The organism is Exiguobacterium sp. s132 (assembly GCF_018617235.1).
Lineage (GTDB): Bacteria > Bacillota > Bacilli > Exiguobacteriales > Exiguobacteriaceae > Exiguobacterium > Exiguobacterium profundum.
In genome coordinates, this window is sequence record NZ_JACSJU010000001.1 from 934,190 (window position 1) to 956,227 (window position 22,038).

Genomic DNA, 22,038 nt, shown 5'->3' on the forward strand with positions numbered 1-22,038 from the left:
TTCTTTTTTGTATACTAACGATGAAAGCAAGTGAATGTATAGAACGGGGGAAAGACGATGCCAGAAAACTTGATGATGTATTTCATTGTATTCTGGGGATTCGTCATGATTGGACTCATGACGATTGGCGGGTACTTCATGTTTCGTAAGTTTTTAAAACGAATGCCAAAAGAAGATGGACGTTCCCTACTTGACATCGAAGATGATTATATAGAAAGAACGCGTCATCTCTGGACTCCGGAGACGCGGACGCTATTAGATCGTCTCGTCACACCGGTACCCGAGTTGTTCCGCGACGTCGCGATCCGAAAAATCGCAGGTAAAATCGGTCAATTCGCGCTTGAATCGCGTGCAAAAAAAATGACGACCGAACTTGTGGTAAAGGGTTACATCGCCGCAACGCCGAAGCGCGATCACAAGTTCTTAAAGAAAGCGCTAACCGAAGAACAGATTGATTGGACGCCATATGAACACTATTTTCAGCAGTAGACTCTATCTCATTCAGATAGAGTTTTTTATTTGTCGAATTGTGCGATTCGCCTAATGGGTCAAAAGTACCTTTTCTCGAGCTTTATATTACATCGAAATAACGTTCACGAATTAGACAATATTGAAAACGCTTACAGTAAATTGGTATGACCAATATTAATATAACGTCTTTCATTTCGACACGAAAAAAAGGAATGACTGAATTGTTTTTCACAACGCATAATGGATTTATCTTACAGTCAAGGAGGGTCTATTATGCATGATGTGACACAAGTTTCACAAGCGACAAGCCATCAATCTGCCCACATGATTACCGAACATGAGACATTTCATCGGTTAATGCGGGAAAAAAATCGCTTCATCGTTCCAGCTATCATCTTCTCACTCATCTTTTATTTCACACTCCCGATTCTGACGAGCTATACGACGATCTTGAATACACCACTCATCGGGGACATCACTTGGGCTTGGGCGTTCGCCTTTTCCCAGTTCATTATGACCTGGACACTTTGTGTACTTTATAGTCGACGTGCCCGTCGCTTTGACGCACTCGTCGAACAATTGAAAGACGAGGTGAGATCATGAATTGGACCGCGATCGCCCTCTTTATCGCCATTGTCGGACTCACGCTAGTGATTACATACTTTGCAGCAAGAAAAACAAAAACTGCCAGCGATTTTTATACGGCAGATGGTGGATTGACCGGATTTCAAAACGGTCTTGCCATTGCAGGCGACTATATGTCTGCCGCATCGTTTCTCGGAATTGCAGGTATGATTGCGCTTGCGGGATTCGATGGTTTTTTCTATTCAATCGGTTTCCTCGTTGCCTATCTCGTTGTCCTCTATCTCGTCGCCGAACCATTGCGAAATCTTGGGAAATATACGATGGCAGACATGATTGCGGCACGTTTTAACAAGCCTCGCGTACGTGGTGTCGCAGCGATGAATGCGATTGTCATCTCCATTTTTTACATGATTGCGCAACTCGTCGGAGCGGGTGCTTTGATTGAACTGTTACTCGGAATCCCTTATACGACAAGTGTCGTCGTCGTCGGAATCTTAATGACAGTCTACGTCGTTTTCGGTGGCATGACGGCCACTTCTTGGGTACAAATCACAAAAGCCGTACTTCTGATGATTGGGACGGCAATCATTTCATTTCTCGTGTTCGCTCGTTTTGATTTCTCCGTCACGACGATGTTTAATGAAGTCAGCAAAGCGACCCCACTCGGAAGTGACTTCTTGAACCCTGGGAACAAGTTCAAGCTACCGCTCGATACCATTTCATTAAACATGGCGCTCGTGCTCGGTACGGCAGGGCTCCCTCATATTCTGATTCGCTTCTTCACCGTCAAAGATGCACCGACTGCTCGGCAATCCGTCGTCTATGCGACATGGATCATCGGTGCATTTTATATCTTGACCATTTTCCTAGGTTTCGGTGCCGCAGCATTCGTCGGACGTGATGCCATTCTCGCTGCAAACCCTGCCGGCAACATGGCGGCCCCTCTTCTCGCGCAAGTGCTCGGTGGTGACCTCTTGTTCGCTTTCGTTGCCGCAATCGCGTTCGCGACAATTCTTGCCGTTGTCGCTGGACTCGTACTGTCAGCTGCTTCCGCCTTCGCCCATGACTTCTACGGACATATCATTCGTAAAGGGGAAGCGACAGAAACTGAACAAGTGAAAGCCGCGCGAATCGCTTCAGTTGCGGTCGCCCTCGTCTCAATGGGACTAGCCTTTTTCGCCCAGTCGATGAACGTTGCATTTCTTGTCTCGCTCGCTTTCGCCGTTGCGGCGAGTGCGAACTTACCTGTTATCCTCTTTACGATTTTCTGGAGACGCTTCAATACAGGTGGCGCCATTTGGGGAATGGTCGTCGGCTTGTTCTCCTCACTGATTCTAGTCGCACTCAGTCCGAACCTGTGGGCTCCGGACGGTTCGGCCATTTTTCTCGGTGAAGCCCTTTTCCCGCTATCCAATCCCGGGATTGTATCAATCCCCCTTGGTTTCATCGCTGCCGTGATTGGTACACTGGTCACGAAATCAGATGAAGTTGCTGGCAACTATGAACGTGTACTCGTCAAGGCGAACACCGGAATCGACGCGGAGACAGAAGTCGCCGCTACGAAAGCAGATTAAATAAAAATGGAGTGGCTCAACGCCACTCCATTATTACGTGATTGCGATTCGTTTATATTTTTGATACATGGCGATTCGCCACGGGACAATCATCCCCCAAGCAATCAAATAGAACAATCCGCCTGTAGAGAATAAATCGACCTCATGACCGACCCAAACCTTCATTGCTGTACGGATGGCAAGGAGTGCGAACACGACCACAAAAAATGCTTTCGATCGCGAGAGATACACTTCGCCGTCCCGTTTTTCAAAATTGGATGTCTTAATCAAAAACAGACTGAAGATGAGTCCGACCGCAAGGGCCTCAGCCACTTCGACCCATGATAAGCGAAACGCGGGAATCAAAAACTGAATCATCCCGGTCGTCATCGCAAGTGGTGGAATTAAAATTTTCTTCGCATTCGTCGGCTTTGCCGATGCTTTTACACGAACAAAGCTCGCTACGATACCCATTAACAACGCGACGAGAGTCGACCCCCATAACATTGACATCTCGGTCAACCCCTTAAAATCCGGTGAATCCGACAAGCTCGCTCATCCATGCAGCGAACCGATTCATTCCGTCAAAATATAATAGTACGCCGAACGCCATCATCAAATAGCCTCCGACTTTTGCTACTTTTGCACTGTTGCGTGCTAAGTACTTGATCTTGCCAACGAATGCGACCATTACCAAAAATGGAATTGCAAACCCGATGACATACGCCAACATATAGCCGAGTCCTTGACTCGGGTTCGTGGCGGCTAGTGCGATCACACCAGCTAAAATCGGACCTGTGCACGGTGTCCAGCCTGCCGCAAATCCAATACCAATTAAAACGGTTCCAAAATAACCGCTCTTTCGTTCGCCGATATCCATTTTCTTTTCACGCATCATAAATTGCGGTTGCCATAAGCCCGCCAAAAAGACGCCGAACACGAAAATCAAAATGGCGCCGAACATGCGTAGACTGTCCTTGTATTGGATGAAGACGTCTGCAATCAATGAAGTCGACAATCCTAGTACGAGAAAGACAATCGAAAAACCGAATAAGAACGAAAATGTGTGGAACCAAGCTGTACGCTGTTTTAATCCTTCATTTTTTAACTCAGATACGGAAACCCCAGTAATATACGAGAGAAAGACCGGATACAACGGGAGCGTACATGGTGACAAGAACGATAAGACGCCCGCCCCAAATGCGAGCCATAATGTGACTTCCATGACGATTTCCACCTTTCACGACCATTATAGCGAAAACCTATTTAAATTGCTCGAATCTTTTCTTTCAAACCGCAACATCATTTTGTAATTTTTGAAATGGAAATGAAACTTGTCATCTGTAAACGGAGGTGCTAAGATTTGGATATTCCAGTTCACAAAATTCTAATTTACATGATGGGGGAACGAACGTGGCAGTCACCGCAGCAGATACACTACACCAGGCCATTGAACAAAAACGTGATGAACTGTATAAAATCGCGTCAAAGCATTCTTGGACCTCACCCGAAGTCATTTCAGTAAGCCAAGAACTTGACTCTTTAATCACTCGTCATGTCCTATCAAAGCATAATAAAGAGAAACTTCATTCTTGAAACTTGACAGCTCGTCACCTTGTGTGGCGAGCTTTTTCCATGGAAAAAAGGACACCTGAATAGGTATCCTTTCCAAATCAAGACATCAGACGTTGTCCGGATTGCAGTTCATACATCTTTTTGTACAGTCCGTCTTGTTTCAATAACTGTTGATGATTGCCGCGTTCCACGATTTCACCACGATGCAAAACCAAAATTAAATCTGCATCTTGAATCGTCGACAGGCGGTGGGCGATTGCGATTGTCGTCCGACCGCGACGCATCCGATCGAGCGCGGTTTGTACACGCTCCTCTGTTTCGGTATCGATCGAGCTCGTCGCTTCATCGAGAATAAGCACTTTTGGATTACGTGCGACCGTACGGGCAAATGCGAGCAATTGACGCTCCCCGCTTGAGAACGTCGCTCCACGCTCTCCGACGACATGGCCATAGCCAGCGTCCAACTTTTCAATGAATGTATGAGCTTGGACGAATTCAGCAGCTTCACGCGCGCGCTCAGAATCGATGACTGGATTGAACAGCTTCAAATTCTCTTCGATTGTTCCCGTAAATAAGAATGGGTCTTGTAGGACAAGCCCGACTTGTTGACGAAGCTCTTGCTCCTCGAACTGTTCGAGCGGTTGCCCGTCAATCGTGATGCGACCAGATTCATATGGATAAAAACGTGTCAACAAATTGATGATTGAACTCTTACCGCTCCCAGTATGACCAACGAGCGCAACCGTCTCACCTGGTTTAGCAACGAAAGAAATCTGTTTCAACACGTCAACTTCTCCGTCGTAACTGAATGTCACATTTTCGAACCGAACTTCCCCATCAGTGATTCGTGCTTCACCAGGCATCTGTTTACCTGGAGCCGGCTCATCCGTATCTAAAATTTTGAAGACACGGTCGGCTGATACGACGGCTTGTTGAAATTCGCTTAATCGTTGCATGATATCAAGCACGGGACGGAAAATACGTTCAATATAGCTGATGAAAGCATACACGACCCCTACTTGAACTTGTTCACTCATCGAGAGTACCCCGTAATAACCGAGCAGACCGATGATGGAGAAGGCGAGAAGCAATTCGATAATCGGGCGGAGTAACATGCTATCGAGTTTTAAGTTCCGATATCGTGCCTCCTGATGCGCTTCGTTCGTCTCTTCGAACTGACGAATGAGACGCTCTTCTTGACGAAATTGTTGAATGATGCCCATCCCATTGATGGATTCGTTCAACTGGGCGTTGAGTTGTGACAACAAATCCCGCACTTGCGCGAAATATTTCGTCGAGAAACGACGATACGCCCAAATGATAAGCCAGAAGAGAGGCAACAAGATGAGTCCCATCGTCGCGAGCGGGGGCTCCAAGATGTAGAGGAAGATATACGTCCCAATCAACTGAACGGCAGACTGAACGAACGTACTCATCACCCCGACATAGAGCTCTTTTACGGCCTCCGTATCATTCGTGATACGCGATACAAGGACTCCCGCTGGTGTGCGGTCAAAGTAGGCAAGTCGCATCCCCATAACGTGACGGAAGATGTCCATCCGAATGTTTTGCACAATTTTTAAGGCGATTTTTTGAAAAGATATGGATTGCAGATAGTCAAATACAATCGCCGACAAATGAAGCACCATATAGACAGCAAAAAGAGCGATGACCCAGTTCGTCGGGTAGACACCTGGTGTGACGAATTCATCGATAAACACTTTGATTAGAAACGGTCCTGCCAACTTTGCACCTGTCGCAATCAAGAGAAATACGAAGGCAACACTTAGCGGTTTTCCGTACCGTTTCGCGTAACTGAGCAGGCGCTTGATGACTTGCCATTCTTGGACATCATGTTTCATCGTGTCCCCCCCCTTCTACAATCGCTTCAAGTTGCTGACGATCATATGTCTCACGATACCAGCCCGTCTCTTGAAGCAATGCCTCATGGCGACCTCTTTGAATGATGTTTCCGTCCTCAATCACGAGAATCTCGTCAGCGTGTTCTACAGCCGAAAGACGATGTGCGACAATGACGCGCGCCTGATCTGGATTACCGACTCGAAAATGCTCGATAATCGACTCTTCCGTTTTCGCATCGACCGCAGATAGCGCATCATCTAATATCAATACATCCGCCGCTGTCATAAGCGCCCGCGCGATGGAAATCCGTTGTTTTTGCCCTCCTGATAATGTGACTCCACGTTCACCGACGAGTGTCGCATATCCTTCCGGAAGACGGACAATATCTTCATGCACCTCAGCAACCTTAGCTGCTTCGATGATTTCTTCCATGCTCGCTTCAGGCCTTCCGAACGCGATATTGTTCGCAATCGAATCCGAGAACAAGAAATGATCTTGTGGAACGACCGCAATTTTATCCATCAGAAGTGATTTTTTCACTTGGCGGATGTTGATCCCACCGATTTTAATCTTTCCATCTTTCACATCATACTCACGCGTCAATAGACGGACAATCGTCGTCTTCCCTGCACCTGTTCTGCCGACAATCCCGATTGTTTTTCCACGTTCAATCCGAAAATGGACATTGTGGAGCACAACGGTCTCGTCATAGGCGAAGTTTCGAATATCGACCTCCACCTCTGAATGAGAAAGGGTCGTCGCAGCCATGCGGTCGTCTTGAATCTCAGGTTTGACGGCGAGCATTCGCTCAATTCGGTCGTAAGACGCGCGTCCACGCTCCACGATATTGAACAACCATCCAAAGGCTAACATCGGCCATGTCAACAGTGCCAAATAAGCTGTGAAGCTGACAATCTGTCCAATCGTCAATTCGCCTTGTTCAATCAAGACGGCTCCATACCCGACCGAAAGGATATAAGACAATCCGACAATTCCGAAGATGGTCGGGTCGTATAAGGCATCAATCTTCGCGACTCGTACGTTTTTCGCCATGACTTCACTCGATAAGTTCTCAAACGATTCCACATCCCGATCGACTTCCCCCGTCGACTTTAAGACACGGACGCCACTGACGCTTTCCTGCACTTTGTCATTCAATTCTGAAAATGCCGCTTGGGCGACCCCGAATCGGCTATGTAACATCTTTCCATATCGCGTTGTCAAAGCGACCATGATTGGTAACGGTAGTAAGGCGACGAGCGTCAATTTCCAGCTGATTGTTGTAATCATCGTGATGATGACGAACGTCCCAAGTGTCACGCTATCGACGAGTGTTAAAATCCCCGCACCGGCCGTCATCGATACGGCTTGTACATCATTTGTCGCATGGGCCATCAAATCACCGACCCGTGACTTTTTATAAAATCGCTGATCAAGATCTGTGAAATGCCGATATAGTTGGCTACGAAGCATTCTTCCTAGACGAATCGATGCGCCGAAGATAAAATAGCGCCAAAAGAAGCGGGCGACATAATTTCCAATCCCAACAGCAGCAAGTCCCCCTAATAACAGCCAGAGTGTGTCGGACGAAAGCGAACCACGGTTAATCTCATCGACAATCCGTCCGATGATGCGTGGTGGAATCAGTTCTAGACCAGCCACGAAGATCAGTAAGACGATGCCGAGCGCGTACGTCTTCCACTCAAGACGCAAAAACCAAGATAATTGTTTGAATACACGAATGTGAAACGCCCCCCTTTGTCTTTAGATGAAGATTATTCATTAATCGTAGCGAAAGTTTGTTCGATTGTCTAACAAAAAGAGGAAACAAAAAAGCACTTCGGGAACCGAAGTGCTTTCGTGATTGATTATGATTTCTTTTCGTTTTTCATCTGCACGTTCATGGCGCGCATCACTTGGTTGACTTTCTTCTGTGATGGCTTTTGACCCATCTGCATCATCAACGTACGAATCATATCTTCATTGATTGGCGGGTTCTGTTCAAGGTAGTTCATCATGTATTTACGCGCGATAAAGAATCCAATCGCGATACCCCCGATGAGTGCTGCCACGACAAGAAGAATCCAGAATAATGTACTCAAGGCTTTACCTCCTCTACCATATGAAACATCGTTTTTTACTATACACTAAATTGAACAACTTCGCTAGTCGTCCAGAAAAAAAGTGACGGCCAAACGATTGGCCGTCACAACAATCTAACTAGAGATTAAAGTGATTTTACTGCATTGACGACGTTGTCGACTGACATGCCGTATTCTTTCATGAGGAGGTCACCAGGTGCAGATGCTCCGAACTTGTCGATTCCGAGTACCTTACCACCGAATCCTACATATTTGTACCATCCAAGTGTCGCACCCGCTTCAAGTGATACACGTTTCGTGACTGAAGATGGAAGGACAGATTCTTTGTACTCTGCAGATTGCGCTTCGAAGAGTTCCCATGATGGCATCGAGACGACTGCCGCTTTCACGCCTTCTGACGCGAGCTGTTCACGCGCTTCAACGAGAACGTGTACTTCAGAACCTGTACCGAGCAAGAGAACGTCTGCATCTTTCGATTCACCTGCAACGACGTAAGCTCCTTTTGCTGCCGTTTCAATAGATGTACCTTCGAGTTCTGGTAACGCTTGACGAGTCAAGACGAGAAGTGAAGGAGTCGTTTTCGATGTCACCGCTTGTTTCCAAGCTGCAATCGTTTCTTTGCCGTCAGCAGGACGAAGAACAGAGAGGTTCGGCATCGCGCGGAAGCTCATCAAATGTTCGACCGGCTCGTGCGTTGGACCATCTTCACCGACTGCGATTGAGTCGTGCGTCAAGATGAACGTCGATGGAAGTCCCATAAGTGCTGCGAGACGGACTGCAGGACGGAGGTAATCCGAGAAGACGAAGAACGTCGCACCGTAAGGAAGAACACCACCGTGAAGGGCCATACCGTTCACAGCTGCCGCCATCGCGAACTCACGAACACCGAACCAGATGTTACGACCAGCTGGGTCTTCATCGAAGTCTACCGCACCTTTGATCATCGAGTTGTTCGATCCAGCAAGGTCAGCCGAACCACCAAAGAGTGTCGGTACTGCTTTTGCGATTGCGTTCAACACTTCACCGCTCGTTTGACGTGTTGCTTTTTTCGAACCGATTTCGAAAGTCGGCAACTCGCTATCCCAACCTTCAGGAAGGTCATTGTTCATCGCGCGCTCGAACTGTGCTCCGAGCTCAGGGTGTGCCGCTTTATACGCTTCAACGAGTTCGTTCCAGTCTGACTCATATTTCGCGCCAGGCTCGACAACTTTCTCGTTGAATAAGTCATATACTTCGTTTGGAACGTAGAATGACTCGCCTTCCCATTTGTAGAACTGTTTCGTCAATTCGATTTCAGCGTCTCCAAGTGGCGCACCGTGTGATGCCGATTTACCCGACTTGTTCGGTGAACCGAATCCGATGACCGTCTTGACTTCGATCAATGTCGGCTTCGACGTCTCTGCTTTCGCAGCATCGATCGCTTTTGCAATTGAATCGATGTCCGTTCCGTCTTCGACACGAATGACTTGCCATCCGTAAGCGTTGAAACGGTCTTCTACGCTTTCAGAGAACGACTTATGAAGGTCGCCATCGAGAGAGATATCGTTTGAATCGTAAAGAACGACGAGTTTACCGAGCTTCAAGTGACCTGCGAGGGAAGCCGCCTCCGCAGATACACCTTCCATCAAGTCTCCGTCACCGCAAATGCCGAACGTGTAGTGGTCAACGACGTTGAACTCGTCGCGGTTGTAAGTCGCTTCTAAGTGTTTCTCTGCCATGGCCATCCCGACAGCCATCGCAATCCCTTGTCCAAGTGGGCCCGTTGTCGCATCTACCCCAGCCGTGTGGCGGTACTCAGGGTGACCAGGTGTCTTCGAGTCCATTTGACGGAATGATTTCAAATCGTCCATCGACAAATCATAGCCAGACAAGTGAAGGAGCGAATACAAGAGCATCGATCCATGACCCGCTGAGAGCACGAAACGGTCACGGTTGAACCAGTTCGGGTTTTTCGGGTTGTGACGCATTTTATCTGTCCAAAGTGTAAACGCCATCGGGGCAGCGCCCATTGGCATCCCTGGGTGACCAGAGTTCGCTTTTTGGACTGCATCAATTGAGAGCGTCCGAATCGAGTTAATCGCTAATAATTCTTTAGTAGTTGTTTCCACTAATTTCATCCTCTCTGTGTTAAGAAGGTTTTCTACCCGTCATATTTTATCATACTCAATCGTGTGTCACAACTAATTAATTAGTATAACACATTTGATGAAATCGTTTCCTTCTATTGCATGAAATAGCATGTAATCCGTTCGTCTGATGCGTGTTCGTGTATAACAAAAATGCACATCCTATGCGAAATAGGATGTGCATTCGGTATCACTCACCGCGATAGCGTTTTTGATCTTCTTTCAACTTCTCTGGTGTAACGTCATTTCCATCTGGATCGACGACTTTCATACCCATCATTTGTGATTTGAACGATTGACGAAACGCCTTCAAATATTCTTGACGCAAGTCTTGTTGCTCGTTCATTTCTTCTTCAGACAGTCCTTCTGTCTTCGCTTTGTTGGCGAGGAAGTTGATTCGCTCCAATTGTCCTGGTGCTAACATATGACTCGCCCCCTCTCTAGTGAATTTGTTCTTATACTTTACAAAATCAGAGAGGAAGAATCAAGTTTCAGCAACCGACTGGTGCTCAAGATATCGTCGATTGACCGTTGCCTTCGAGACCTCATAGCCAAATCCACGTAGCGTCGCCGCAATCTCAGCGAACGTCAAGCCACGTTCACGCAATTGGATAATCTCTTCGATTGGCACTTCAATTCGATGTCGCCCACCTTGATCATGATTTTGAATGTTGCGCTGTGGGTTAAATCCGTTAGCGACCGCACGACGCATCCCACGCGAGATTTTCGCATTGTGAATTTTTCGTTGATATTCTTCGACAACACTGACAATCTCCAATACCATCTTCTCTGCATCGGAAACGACATAGTCCGACGTAGACTGCATCGTCAGCAATCGCACGTCATGCTTCATTAAAGTATGCAAGATCGCAATCTTAGCATTCCCTCGTCCTAAGCGACTGTCGTCCGTGACGAGCACGGCATCGAGCTGAGAAGTGGATACATGGTCCAGTAAATCAAGTAGCCCTTGTCGATTGACTTCATAACCGCTCTCTTGCTCTGTGATGACATCTATGACGTCGGCCCCTAATCCCGAAGCCAGCTGCTGTAATTCTTCGACTTGCCGACTGAGTGATGTCTCTTGGGTAGACTTGTTCGTCGATACCCGGCAATAGATGACGACCCGCATCGCACCACTCCCTTTCATTGCATTCATTTGTTACGATACACAGTTTAAGATTGGTTCGCAATGAAGAAAGATCACTCAGCGGCATACCATTTCATTTTTCGTTCGTTATGCTCTTCACGCTCTGCCATGATCTGTGCTTCGAGTGATTCTGCTTCGACGTACGCAACCTCTTCTTCGATTGTCCGCTCTGACGTGACGACCGGATCGACAACTTTTGGTTCCCCTCGCATTTCACCAGCCAAATAAAAAGCGAACATCCCGACTAAGAGCATCCCGACTAAAATGATTCCGTTGAGTGTATCTTTCATGATTACATTGCCTCCTGTATAAGAATATATGTTCGTTAGAACGTTTGTTCGTTTATCTGTTCTCATCATAAAACAAGAACCCGTGTTCGGTCAATACAAAAAAACGAACGAATGTTTGTACGCTCATGTGTTCTTGTGTTACACTAGACACATAAAGAATAGGATGCGATTGCAGGTTATTCGATTATATCGAGGTGAACATAATGAAAAAAATGTCAGCGCGACAACAGCAGATTCTTGATTTCATCAAAGACGAAGTACGGGCAAAAGGTTATCCGCCTTCTGTTCGTGAAATTGGAGAAGCCGTCGGTCTTGCATCTAGTTCGACCGTACACGGTCATCTAGATCGTTTAGAGAAGCGTGGATTGATTCGTCGAGATAAGACGAAGCCTCGCGCAATTGAAATTTTGACTGAAGATATGCCGACAATGGAAGAGCAAGAGTCCGTCATGTACGTACCGGTCATCGGGAAGGTCACTGCCGGGACACCGATCACCGCCATCGAGAACGTGGAAGAGCACTTCCCTCTTCCAGCACATATCGTCGGGTCAGATAATGTATATATGTTGTCTGTCTCTGGGGATTCGATGATCAATGCAGGAATTTTAGACGGAGACCGGGTGCTCGTCCGCCAGCAGAGCACGGCCGACAATGGAGAGATTGTCGTCGCCATGACGGAAGAAGGCGAAGCGACCGTGAAGCGAATTTACAAAGAAGCTTCGAAGGTCCGCCTTCAACCGGAGAACGACGAGTTAGAAGCGATGTATTTTGACAACGTCTCGATTTTAGGGAAGGTTATCGGTGTATACCGGACGATTCATTAATGGCTAGTGGCAAGACCCATACCCGTACGAATCTCGTGGCAACCGGAGCACTCGCGGTTGCCACGCCTTTTCTTGAAATCGATGTTCCGTTCTCATTGATCATCGGTGCCATCATCGGTACACTCTGGCTCTCCCCGGACCTCGATTTGAAATCAGACGCCTATTATCGATGGGGACCTCTCAAACTGATTTGGCTCCCTTACGTAAAGCTCATGCCGCACCGTTCGCTCTTCTCGCACTTACCTGCTTTGAGTGATATGATTCGGATTGCATATATCGGGTTCCCGCTCGTGCTGCTTCTGCCCTTCACGGCTTACGAAGAGGAAATCCGCTCATGGGTCGACATTCATGGCATGTCCTTCTTTTTAGGGCTCGTGTTTGCGACGACACTGCATACGACGCTCGACTATACTTCAACGTTTTTCAAAAAAGCGTTTTAACCAACAAAGGACCACCTTCGTGAAGTACAGAAGGTGGTCCTTTGTTTTAATTGGAATGATAACGTGTTATAGGGTATCCATTTTATGAATGAAATGCTTAAACTAATACGACCCGATCTTTCCCGCACGCAAATTATCGAGATGAGTTGGAAGAAATCCGATATGGTCAAACTATGAAGGAGGAGAACTTGATGGTAAAAGCATTAAATGAGCTGATGGACTTTATCGAACAGCACTTAACGGAAGAACTTTTAGATTCAGAGATCACAAAAATCACCGGACTATCTGCTCACCATTTTAAGAGGATGTTTTCGTATATGTCAGGAATGACACTTCACACTTATATACGAAATCGACGGTTTTCTATCGCAAATGAAAAATTGGTTCATGGTTCAAGCGTAACAGAAATCGCATATCTCTATGGATATCAATCGGTCGAAGGGTTTTCCAGAGCGTTTCGAGATTGGTCTGGTCATTTGCCTTCTGAAGTCATGAAGAATCACATTCAAAAGTCGTTCCCTCGCTTCACGTTTTATATCGATATAAAAGGAGGAACATCAATGGAGTTCAAGTTAGAAGAGAAAGAAGCTTTTCAAATCGTTGGAGTTTCAAAGCGTGTCCCTATTCAATTCGAGGGAGTCAACGAAGAAATCATGGAACTAGCGAAGTCGATTACGGAAGAGCAACGGGCTCACATGCATGAATTGGGCAATTTATATCCGCATCGTGCCTTGAACGCATCGTTCAATTTTGATGACGGTCACTTAGAAGAAGAAGGTTATTTGACACATATGATCGGTTTCGCCACGACAAGAGAAATTAAGTATGACGATCTCGAAGTGATCTCAATCCCAAAAAGTTTATGGGCAATCTTCCCGAACACTGGACCATTCCCAAGCACTCTACAAGAGACGATGGCAAGAACCTATGCAGAATGGTTACCTTCTTCGGGATACGCACTTCAAGACTTGCCAAGCATTTCATTTAGCAAAATAGAAACAGGATATGACAACGTATATAGCGAGGTTTGGGTCCCTGTGAAGGTTAGAGAAGAGCCGGAATCATAAAGATATCTCCGCAATTATGATTTATCAAAAAGAGTATGGAGCAACCCAAATTGAGGGATGCTCCATACTCTTTAATGTATCTCTTCTATTTAGTAGAGCGTCATGTACTGATCGCGTTCCCACTCTGTTACTTGCATACGGAACATATCCCACTCGATTTCTTTCAACTCGAGGAAGTGTTCACCGATATGCTCACCAAGTGAGTCCATCACGACTTTGTCCGCACGAAGGACTTCGAGTGCGTCGAAGAGTGTCGCCGGGAGATCGTCGATTCCGTTCGCTACACGCTCTGGCTTGTCCATCACGTAGATGTTGCTATCGATTGGTTTAGGTGCATTCAAATCTTTTTCGACCCCGTCAAGACCCGAAGCCAAGAGGGCAGCAAGTGCAAGGTACGGGTTCGCCGCTGGGTCAACCGAACGTACTTCGATACGAGTCGAGAGACCACGTGCCGCTGGTACACGTACGAGTGGCGAACGGTTACGTGCGCTCCATGCAACATAGCAAGGTGCTTCGTAGCCTGGTACGAGACGCTTGTATGAGTTGACAGTCGAGTTACATACTGCCGTGAAGGCACGAGCGTGCTCCAAGATACCGGCTGTGAACGCGCGAGCTGTGTCTGAAAGTTCCATGTCGCCGTTTGGATCGTAGAAGACGTTTGTGTCGCCTTTGAAGAGTGACATGTTCGCATGCATCCCTGAACCGTTTACCCCGAAGAGCGGCTTCGGCATGAAAGTCGCGTGAAGACCATACTTCGCTGCGATCGTCTTAACGACGAGTTTGAACGTTTGGATGTTATCTGCCGTCGTGACAGCATCTGCGTATTTGAAATCGATTTCGTGTTGTCCTGGTGCTACTTCGTGGTGTGATGCTTCGATTTCAAAGCCCATGTTTTCAAGTTCGATGACGATCTCTTTACGACAGTTCTCACCGAGGTCAACTGGTGCCAAGTCGAAGTATCCACCTTGGTCGTTGAGTTCAAGAGTCGGACGACCTGATGCGTCTTTTTTGAACAAGAAGAACTCTGGCTCTGGTCCAACGTTGAACGCTGTGAAACCAAGTTTTTGCATCTTCTCAAGGTTACGCTTGAGTGTACCGCGCGGGTCACCGCTGAATGGTGTACCGTCTGGGTTATAAATATCGCAAATTAAGCGAGCAACTTTTCCGCTGCCATCTGTCCACGGGAAGACAACCCACGTGTTGAGGTCTGGATACAAGTACATGTCTGATTCCTCGATGCGGACGAATCCTTCGATTGACGATCCGTCAAACATCATCTTGTTATCAAGTGCTTTGTCCAATTGGCTGATCGGCACCTCGACGTTTTTGATTGTTCCGAGGATGTCCGTGAATTGAAGACGAATAAAGCGTACGTCTTCCTCTTGTGCGATGCGTTTAATGTCTTCTTTTGTGAACGTTTTTCTGGCCATGGTAAAATGTCCCCTCTCACATTGCGTAATGGTTGATGTGTGCGGCGTTATCGATAGAAACGTGAAAGCTCACCTTGAATGAGCGACGTCTTATTGAAACGACCGGCTTCTTGAAGCTGTGTTTTCAACAAATGATGTAACTCTTTTTCCGAAACCTTCGGTGCTTCACTGACCGGTGCGGCCGGAGCAGATGCTTCCGCTTCTTTTTCACCTTCTTGCTCTAACATGTGGCGAATCGCCGCCAAGTTAAAGCCTTGATCAATGTAATCCTTGATTGCGAGTAGACGTTCGACATCATTAAAGGAATAAAGTCGTCGTTTCGATTCCGTCCGACTAGGCGAAATCAGACCCTGTTCTTCGTAATACCGAATCTGTCTACCTGTCAGTTGCGTCAAATCTTGGACGATTCCAATCGGAAACAACGGGTTGGAGCGACGAAATTGATCGGCCATCCTTACCCCTCCTTTTCTGTCTCACAATGTGAGAATAATATATGACAACAATCCTGTCAATAGATGTTAAGAAAGTTAACATGACAGATTAGTTACAAATGTGTCGGCTGATTTTGGTCATTGAATTCGACCAATTCTTTACCGTGTAATTGGCTCAACGCCAACATGAGCGCGACTTTTACGTGAGCATACGTCAGACCACCTTGAACGTACGCCGTGTACGGTGCCCGAAGCGGACCATCGGCAGACAGCTCGATGGAAGAACCCTGAATGAACGTCCCAGCTGCCATGATGACGTCATCTTCATAACCCGGCATATAGGCCGGCACCGGTAACGCATGGGCATTGACCGGCGATGCCATTTGGATGCTCTGACAAAACGCAATCATCTTGTCGCGGTCACGGAACGTCACCGACTGAATCAAGTCCGTTCGTGGAGTCGTATAGTGGGGATCTGTCTCGAATCCGATCAAAGACAATAGACTTGCCGTCAAATGGGCCCCTTTTAATGCCTGTGCGACTGTATGAGGTGCCATATAGAAGCCTTGATACATCTCTTGAAGCGAGTAGAGTGATGGTCCGGCTTCACTTCCGATACCTGGGGTCGTCATACGGAACGAACACCGTTCAATTAACTCTTTCGTACCAGCGATATAACCGCCCGTCTTCGCCAATCCACCGCCTGGGTTTTTGATGAGAGAACCAGCCATCAAGTCAGCCCCGACGTGCGTCGGTTCGATCGTCTCGACAAACTCACCGTAACAATTGTCCACGAACACATACACATGCGGATGTTCCGCTTTAATCCGTTCGATGGCCACTTTGATTTCATCGACTGGAATACTGCGACGGTTCGCATACCCTTTCGATCGCTGAATCCCAACGAGCTTCGTCTCAGGACGAATCCGTTCGAGGACGCGGTCGATGTCGATTTCACGTTCCTCTTTTAATTCGACAGTATCGTAATGGACACCGAGTTCTTTTAACGAACCGCGACCATCGCCACGGATGCCGACAATCTCCTCAAGCGTGTCATAAGGCTTCCCAGTGATATAGAGTAGCTCATCACCTGGTAGAAGGACACCAAACAAGGCAATCCCGATTGCATGGGTACCGGAGATGATTTGTGGTCGGCATAGCGCGAGCTCGGCTCCAAAAACATCCGCATAAATCGACTCGAGGGTGTCTCGACCGATATCGTCATATCCATATCCCGTCGTCGGATTAAAATGAAAATCCGACACTTTATGCTTTTTAAACGATTCTAGGACGCGATACTGGTTGAATTCGGCCGTCTCGTCAATCCTTTCGAAAAACGGTTTGACCCGTGCCTCCGCTTTTTTTACGAACGGCGCGAGCGCATCATAATGTTCAATCTTTTCTTGCCACATACTTACACCTCAAATTGTTTTAGCGTCGCATATAGACGCGTGTCTTCTCTCATATAACCTACTAATTCGACAGAACCGTCATCTAAAAAGCTCTCTTCGAGACGATACATCGCCTCTTTGGCCGGGTGGTAGTGTTCAAACGCCGTCACCGGGAGAATGACATGGACTTTTGTCAAAATGTCCGCAATCTTATCCTCGAGAGCACCTGTCAACGTCACGATATCTTCCGAGGCGATTGCCGAGATCAATAACGGTCCGCCGACGAAGTCTTCCGTGAGACGGTCTTTCTTATTATATACCTCGAGCTGAGGCACCTCACTCGCACCGAGTTCCTCTAATACCGCATTCGTCGTATCGATTTGATTCAGATAATGTGGGTTCGATGCATCGATGACATGAAGGATCAAGTCGGCACCGACAACTTCTTCTAATGTCGAACGAAACGCGGCAACGAGTTTCGTCGGCAAATCACGGATGAATCCGACCGTATCTGTGATCAGTACTTTCCCACCTCGCGGAAGTTCGAGCTCGCGCGTCAACGGGTCGAGCGTCGCAAACAATTCATCCTGCTCGTACGTGTCGGCATCGGTCAATCGGTTAAAGATTGTCGACTTCCCAGCATTCGTATACCCGACGAGCGCGACTTGGAATACCCTGTTTTCTTTTCGGCGTTCTCGGTAACGTCCACGGTGTGCGACTGTTCCCTCGAGCTGTTTCGTGATTTCATCGATGCGGCGCTTGATGTGACGACGATCCGATTCAAGTTTCGTCTCACCAGGACCACGCGTCCCGATTCCACCACCGAGTCGCGAAAGCTGTGTGCCTTGACCGATGAGACGCGGCAGCAAATAGTTCATCTGCGCGAGTTCGACCTGCAATTTCCCTTCGCGCGATTGCGCACGGCTCGCAAAGATGTCCAAGATGAGCTGTGTGCGGTCAATCAACTTCATCTCATCTGGGTCGTTCAAGGCGATGCGAATGTTTTTCGACTGTGCCGGTGTCAATTCGGCGTTGAAAATCAATAAGTCCGGCTCGAACTGTTCGACGAGCATCGCGAGTTCCTCGATTTTCCCTTTCCCGATAAAGGTACGACGGTCGATTTGTTGACGCTTTTGGTCGAGTCTGGCAACGACTTCGCCTTGCGCCGTGTCCACGAGTTCGACGAGCTCGCCCATCGACTGTTCATATGTCCAATCATCGGTACTAGGCAACTGACAACCGACGATGACAACTTTTTCACGTTCAATCATGTAATCCCTCATTCCATAAAGTCTCACCTTCCATCTTACCACGAATCAGCGTATAGAGAACGTCCGTTTGTGGTAGGATAAAGGAAGAAGGAGGCTCGACCATGACGAAACGAAGAAAAGACTACCCGCTCCCGGAATTTATTGAAACGTACCTCTATCATCTCGGCGCCAGCGGTCGTCAACCCTCGACGCTTAAGCGATATCGCTACGACTTGATTGACGTGCATAAATACTTTCACGACCACAATGTCGAACTGAACGAACCGACGGACTGGTTAGACGTTCCGCTCGAATCGTGGAAGACATTCGTGAATGACTTCTTAATCGAAGAGAAGCACTATCAACAGGCGACCGTCGCAAGAATCGTCACGGTCATCAATAGCCTGACCCAATTTTTAAATCCGCTTCGTAAAAAGATGCTTGCCTATTCCCAACCGGCACATACGTTGACAGTCGACCAAGTCGCACTCGAATCTGAATTCGACCGACTCGTTCAAACGATTCGTTCGACAAGAGGACTGAGTGAGAATCAGCTCCAAGCTCATCCTTATCTCGTCAATCGGAACGAACTGATTGTGACGCTTTTCTATAAATATGGATTGCGTGTCCATCACATCATCCGTTTGCGAATGAGCGACTTGCATCTGGCCGATCACACCTTCGACGTGTATGATCGTCTCGGAAACCGTTTCACGTTGAAGCTGTCACAAGAAGATCAATCGTTGCTCATGAATTACCTGGCTGATATCCCGACCCCGGTACGACCACGTTGGTATTCAGAAGACCCGGTCTTCGTCTCATTCGATTTTGCCCGGATGACGTTCCGCTGGGTGTATGCGAAGAATCAACCGAAGCAATTGACGATCGTCATGATTACGAAAATGATGCGGCAGTTGAACGAACGAAGTGGACTCGCGCGCTCCGTCACGCCATCGATGCTTCGAAACGCCCATGTGTTGAAGACATATGCGGTCGATCTGACACCATCCGAGCGGATGAATATCACCTGTATGCATAAGGAATCTTCCCTCCGCCGGTATGAACAGGCGTATGAAGAGTTCGGAACTGAGTTATTTGAGTCAGACGAAAGACCCGCCCTCTCGTGAAGGGCGGGTCTTGGTCTGTACGATTTCAGGTTATCCAATGGTGCGAAGACAACTTGATCCTTACCATCTATAGTCAATCGATTTCTAACCTTGAGGTTTATATAACTTCTCGACACTCATCAATGTGTTGTTCTCAAAAGTCGCCTTATAGATATCCGGCATGTCGAGTTCTTTCCAAAATTCATATCCATATCGCGCATCAAAATAATTCAGCATGAGAACCATAATATTTCCATGTGTGCCGAGCACCACTTTTTTCCCTTCGTACGTACGGAGCAGTGATATGAGAGCCTCTACCCCTCTAGATTGAGCCTGATCGTTCGACTCTCCCCCTTCCCATGCGAACGCAGGATTTTTCCAAACGGTCTCCATCGCGCTTGTAAAGTCTTTAGCCGGTTCTGAAGTCAAGGTTCGCTCTCTCAAATCATCCGACACTACAACGTCCTGTCCAAGATAATCCGCGATGCCTTTTACGGTTTGAACGGCTCGTTTATATGGACTCGAAGTCACGATATCGATCCCCTCATCGATTAGAAGGTTTGTAATTTCAGCAACATCATGCATTCCTTTCTCAGATAACGGTCTGGCGAATTCGTCTGGTGTATAGGTAGAATGTGCATGTCTGACAAAATATATAGTTGTCATTCAGTAGTCCCCTTTTATAATGTCTCGTCGTTGTTTACATACGATGTCCAGCCTCATCATAAGCTTTAGAATGATGGTTTAGCTGCAAAAATTCATGTCGCAACAACCCGTAGACGACATGATCGACGTAACGGTCATACAGCCACTCCGCATCTCGAATGACCCCTTCTTCCTTAAAGCCGAATCGTTCCGGAAGTGCCCGACTCTTCACATTCTCTGTCGCGACTCGGATCTCAATTTTATTTAGTTTCAAATCTTGAAACCCATACTCGATGATGGTCTCGAGCGCTTGACTCATGATGCCTTTCCCTTGAAACTCTTGTCCGAGCCAGTATCCGATTGTGCCACATTGAATACCACGATCGATTTCGTTAAATCCAATTGTTCCGGCCAGTGCTCCTTTATACATCAAAGCGAACGATTTTGGGCGCCCGCCCGTTTCAATCAACCCTTTGATTCGTCCCTCTATGTTCTGCTTCGAGTCTTCCACCGTCTCAATATAGTCGAGCCAGCCAAGCCACTCTCGCAAATAAGGCTTCGATGCAATCGTCAGCTTAAATAACTCGTCCGCATCGTCTGTATTGAACATTCTCAGTGTGACATCGTCATTTAGTTTATATTCAAGCATATAGTCCCATCCTCATTATTTATTCATTTGTCCTCATATGTCACTGCAACCTTAATTGGATTTATGACGCGTTTATTTAGTTTTTCAAACGTATCAATCAATCTATATTGGTCAATGTCCAATTCAAAAATCTTTCTTACGTATGGTGTATGTCGGCTCACTTCAAAATACCACCTGAAATGTTCTTTATAATCCCATCCATCACTCGATCCGACGATATGTAACTCTTTTTCAAAAAAATGCGGTTGCAACATCAACCCTTCTCGATTGCCATCTGACAAAATACAGATAGATTTATTCGGCTTAACAGCTTGTTGAAGGTTCATGAAACCATCATTACGAGCCGAACATTCAATGCCGTAATCATAGAAGCTCTCCTTCACTTCATTCGGGGTATATACACGGCCAACTCCAAACGTATGAGCCAGTTCTTTCCGATTCGAATCCGGATCGATCGCATCAATCATCGTCACACCATAATAGGTTCGTAGATAATAGATTGCGAGTAACCCCATCGTTCCTAGACCGGAAACAATGACCGAATCGGTAGAGGATGGTGCTAACTTTCTAACCCCTTTTGCTGCATCGCAAGACAAAATCGCTAACAACGCTGTTTTATAATCCACTTCCGGCGGAACGTAAAACGCTTTTTGTTCAGAGACAATCCCATATGTTTGTTGTCCATAGAAGGCGAGCACCCGATCTCCGATATTGAGCGAAGTCACACTTTCTCCTCTATCCACAATGATCCCATAACTCTCATATCCCACTTTTCGGGGATAAACCGGACTCGAGTCAGTCAAATCCGTTTCGTCATATTGAGGAAGCTCTGCCCCAACACTAATGGCGGTGGCAATGGTTTTAATCAAAACCTGATCAGCCTCAAGAGCAGGTATTCGTGTTGTAACCCACTCCAACTTCTTTTTACCTACGAGTTTCAAAGCTTGTTGAATCATTCCATCCTCCTACTATGACAATTTCACCCATATGACAAGTTTACAGAATTAATCAAATTTTGTATAATTATTTTTATATCATTTTATGAAGAGGTGAAAATGTGTAAAAACGATTCGTCCAACCCACCAAATTGAAT

Annotated in this window: 24 protein-coding genes; 8 read left to right on the top strand and 16 right to left on the bottom strand. The window is 46.9% G+C overall.

What is annotated here, in order from left to right; genetic code table 11:
* Window positions 1–57: 57 nt before the first annotated feature.
* The 3 genes from KNO78_RS04760 (at window position 58) to KNO78_RS04770 (ending at window position 2,630) form a co-directional block, all read left to right on the top strand.
* On the top strand, window positions 58–489 hold the full coding sequence (locus tag KNO78_RS04760) for a DUF2621 domain-containing protein (RefSeq protein WP_031423504.1): 432 nt from the start codon (window positions 58–60) through the stop codon (window positions 487–489).
* Between the two features lie 255 nt (window positions 490–744).
* On the top strand, window positions 745–1,074 hold the full coding sequence (locus tag KNO78_RS04765) for a DUF485 domain-containing protein (protein ID WP_214690819.1): 330 nt from the start codon (window positions 745–747) through the stop codon (window positions 1,072–1,074).
* Window positions 1,071–2,630, top strand: coding sequence for a solute symporter family protein (locus KNO78_RS04770; RefSeq protein WP_031423500.1), 1,560 nt, complete (start codon window positions 1,071–1,073; stop codon window positions 2,628–2,630). The genes KNO78_RS04765 and KNO78_RS04770 overlap by 4 nt, the downstream gene beginning before the upstream one ends.
* A 33-nt stretch (window positions 2,631–2,663) precedes the next feature.
* Here KNO78_RS04770 and KNO78_RS04775 read toward each other — a convergent pair whose 3' ends face one another.
* Together KNO78_RS04775 and KNO78_RS04780 are read right to left on the bottom strand one after the other, a co-directional pair.
* Entirely contained in the window at window positions 2,664–3,116 is a 453-nt protein-coding gene (locus tag KNO78_RS04775; RefSeq protein ID WP_031423499.1) for a CcdC family protein, read from the bottom strand.
* Window positions 3,117–3,135: 19 nt separating this feature from the next.
* Window positions 3,136–3,834 (bottom strand): cytochrome c biogenesis CcdA family protein, encoded by a 699-nt coding sequence (locus KNO78_RS04780; protein WP_012726450.1) that lies wholly within the window; start codon window positions 3,832–3,834, stop codon window positions 3,136–3,138.
* A gap of 188 nt (window positions 3,835–4,022) precedes the next feature.
* Between KNO78_RS04780 and KNO78_RS04785 the strand changes: the two genes are divergently transcribed.
* Window positions 4,023–4,205, top strand: a complete 183-nt coding sequence (locus tag KNO78_RS04785; RefSeq protein WP_078147026.1) for an aspartyl-phosphate phosphatase Spo0E family protein — start codon at window positions 4,023–4,025, stop codon at window positions 4,203–4,205.
* Between the two features lie 77 nt (window positions 4,206–4,282).
* Here the strand turns inward: KNO78_RS04785 and KNO78_RS04790 are convergent, their stop codons facing one another.
* The 7 genes from KNO78_RS04790 to KNO78_RS04820 all read right to left on the bottom strand — a co-directional run bounded on the left by KNO78_RS04790 (window position 4,283) and on the right by KNO78_RS04820 (window position 11,712).
* The gene (locus KNO78_RS04790; RefSeq protein WP_159562399.1) at window positions 4,283–6,046 is read right to left on the bottom strand and encodes an ABC transporter ATP-binding protein; all 1,764 of its coding nucleotides are present in this window, start codon (window positions 6,044–6,046) and stop codon (window positions 4,283–4,285) included.
* Window positions 6,036–7,790 carry an ABC transporter transmembrane domain-containing protein gene (locus tag KNO78_RS04795; protein WP_031423496.1) on the bottom strand — a complete coding sequence of 585 codons (1,755 nt, stop codon included), beginning with the start codon at window positions 7,788–7,790 and terminating at the stop codon, window positions 6,036–6,038. The genes KNO78_RS04790 and KNO78_RS04795 overlap by 11 nt, the downstream gene beginning before the upstream one ends.
* Window positions 7,791–7,915: 125 nt before the next feature.
* Window positions 7,916–8,149 (bottom strand): YneF family protein, encoded by a 234-nt coding sequence (locus KNO78_RS04800; protein ID WP_012726454.1) that lies wholly within the window; start codon window positions 8,147–8,149, stop codon window positions 7,916–7,918.
* A 125-nt stretch (window positions 8,150–8,274) separates the two neighbouring features.
* Window positions 8,275–10,266 (bottom strand): transketolase, encoded by a 1,992-nt coding sequence (gene tkt, locus KNO78_RS04805; protein WP_074036867.1) that lies wholly within the window; start codon window positions 10,264–10,266, stop codon window positions 8,275–8,277.
* A gap of 199 nt (window positions 10,267–10,465) precedes the next feature.
* A complete protein-coding gene (locus KNO78_RS04810) occupies window positions 10,466–10,699 on the bottom strand; it encodes a DUF896 domain-containing protein (RefSeq protein ID WP_196430815.1) in 234 nt (77 codons plus the stop codon).
* Between the two features lie 60 nt (window positions 10,700–10,759).
* Window positions 10,760–11,404 (bottom strand): YneB family resolvase-like protein, encoded by a 645-nt coding sequence (locus tag KNO78_RS04815; protein ID WP_031423490.1) that lies wholly within the window; start codon window positions 11,402–11,404, stop codon window positions 10,760–10,762.
* A gap of 71 nt (window positions 11,405–11,475) precedes the next feature.
* Window positions 11,476–11,712, bottom strand: a complete 237-nt coding sequence (locus KNO78_RS04820; protein ID WP_074036863.1) for a hypothetical protein — start codon at window positions 11,710–11,712, stop codon at window positions 11,476–11,478.
* Between the two features lie 203 nt (window positions 11,713–11,915).
* Between KNO78_RS04820 and lexA the strand changes: the two genes are divergently transcribed.
* The 3 genes from lexA (at window position 11,916) to KNO78_RS04835 (ending at window position 14,043) form a co-directional block, all read left to right on the top strand.
* Window positions 11,916–12,536 (top strand): transcriptional repressor LexA, encoded by a 621-nt coding sequence (gene lexA, locus KNO78_RS04825; RefSeq protein WP_031423487.1) that lies wholly within the window; start codon window positions 11,916–11,918, stop codon window positions 12,534–12,536.
* On the top strand, window positions 12,536–12,976 hold the full coding sequence (locus KNO78_RS04830; RefSeq protein ID WP_214690818.1) for a metal-binding protein: 441 nt from the start codon (window positions 12,536–12,538) through the stop codon (window positions 12,974–12,976). Before lexA ends, KNO78_RS04830 begins: the two co-directional genes overlap by 1 nt.
* Before the next feature lie 191 nt (window positions 12,977–13,167).
* A complete protein-coding gene (locus KNO78_RS04835) occupies window positions 13,168–14,043 on the top strand; it encodes an AraC family transcriptional regulator (RefSeq protein ID WP_159562400.1) in 876 nt (291 codons plus the stop codon).
* An 89-nt stretch (window positions 14,044–14,132) separates the two neighbouring features.
* On the opposite strand, the gene glnA is transcribed toward KNO78_RS04835, so the two are convergent.
* The 4 genes from glnA to hflX form a co-directional block, all read right to left on the bottom strand.
* Entirely contained in the window at window positions 14,133–15,473 is a 1,341-nt protein-coding gene (gene glnA / locus KNO78_RS04840) for a type I glutamate--ammonia ligase (protein ID WP_214690817.1), read from the bottom strand.
* Between the two features lie 47 nt (window positions 15,474–15,520).
* On the bottom strand, window positions 15,521–15,925 hold the full coding sequence (locus KNO78_RS04845; protein WP_031423479.1) for a MerR family transcriptional regulator: 405 nt from the start codon (window positions 15,923–15,925) through the stop codon (window positions 15,521–15,523).
* Window positions 15,926–16,017: 92 nt separating this feature from the next.
* Entirely contained in the window at window positions 16,018–17,316 is a 1,299-nt protein-coding gene (locus KNO78_RS04850) for a methionine gamma-lyase family protein (protein WP_214690816.1), read from the bottom strand.
* Window positions 17,317–17,318: 2 nt separating this feature from the next.
* On the bottom strand, window positions 17,319–18,566 hold the full coding sequence (gene hflX / locus KNO78_RS04855; protein WP_078147034.1) for a GTPase HflX: 1,248 nt from the start codon (window positions 18,564–18,566) through the stop codon (window positions 17,319–17,321).
* Between the two features lie 101 nt (window positions 18,567–18,667).
* Here hflX and KNO78_RS04860 point away from each other — a divergent pair, with 101 nt between their 5' ends.
* Entirely contained in the window at window positions 18,668–19,672 is a 1,005-nt protein-coding gene (locus KNO78_RS04860) for a tyrosine-type recombinase/integrase (RefSeq protein ID WP_214690815.1), read from the top strand.
* A gap of 84 nt (window positions 19,673–19,756) precedes the next feature.
* On the opposite strand, the gene KNO78_RS04865 is transcribed toward KNO78_RS04860, so the two are convergent.
* The 3 genes from KNO78_RS04865 to KNO78_RS04875 are packed head-to-tail and all read right to left on the bottom strand — an operon-like array spanning window position 19,757 to window position 21,901.
* A complete protein-coding gene (locus KNO78_RS04865) occupies window positions 19,757–20,317 on the bottom strand; it encodes a histidine phosphatase family protein (RefSeq protein WP_214690814.1) in 561 nt (186 codons plus the stop codon).
* Between the two features lie 34 nt (window positions 20,318–20,351).
* Entirely contained in the window at window positions 20,352–20,945 is a 594-nt protein-coding gene (locus KNO78_RS04870; RefSeq protein ID WP_214690813.1) for a GNAT family N-acetyltransferase, read from the bottom strand.
* A gap of 23 nt (window positions 20,946–20,968) precedes the next feature.
* Entirely contained in the window at window positions 20,969–21,901 is a 933-nt protein-coding gene (locus tag KNO78_RS04875; RefSeq protein WP_214690812.1) for an alcohol dehydrogenase catalytic domain-containing protein, read from the bottom strand.
* Between the last annotated feature and the right edge of the window lie 137 nt (window positions 21,902–22,038).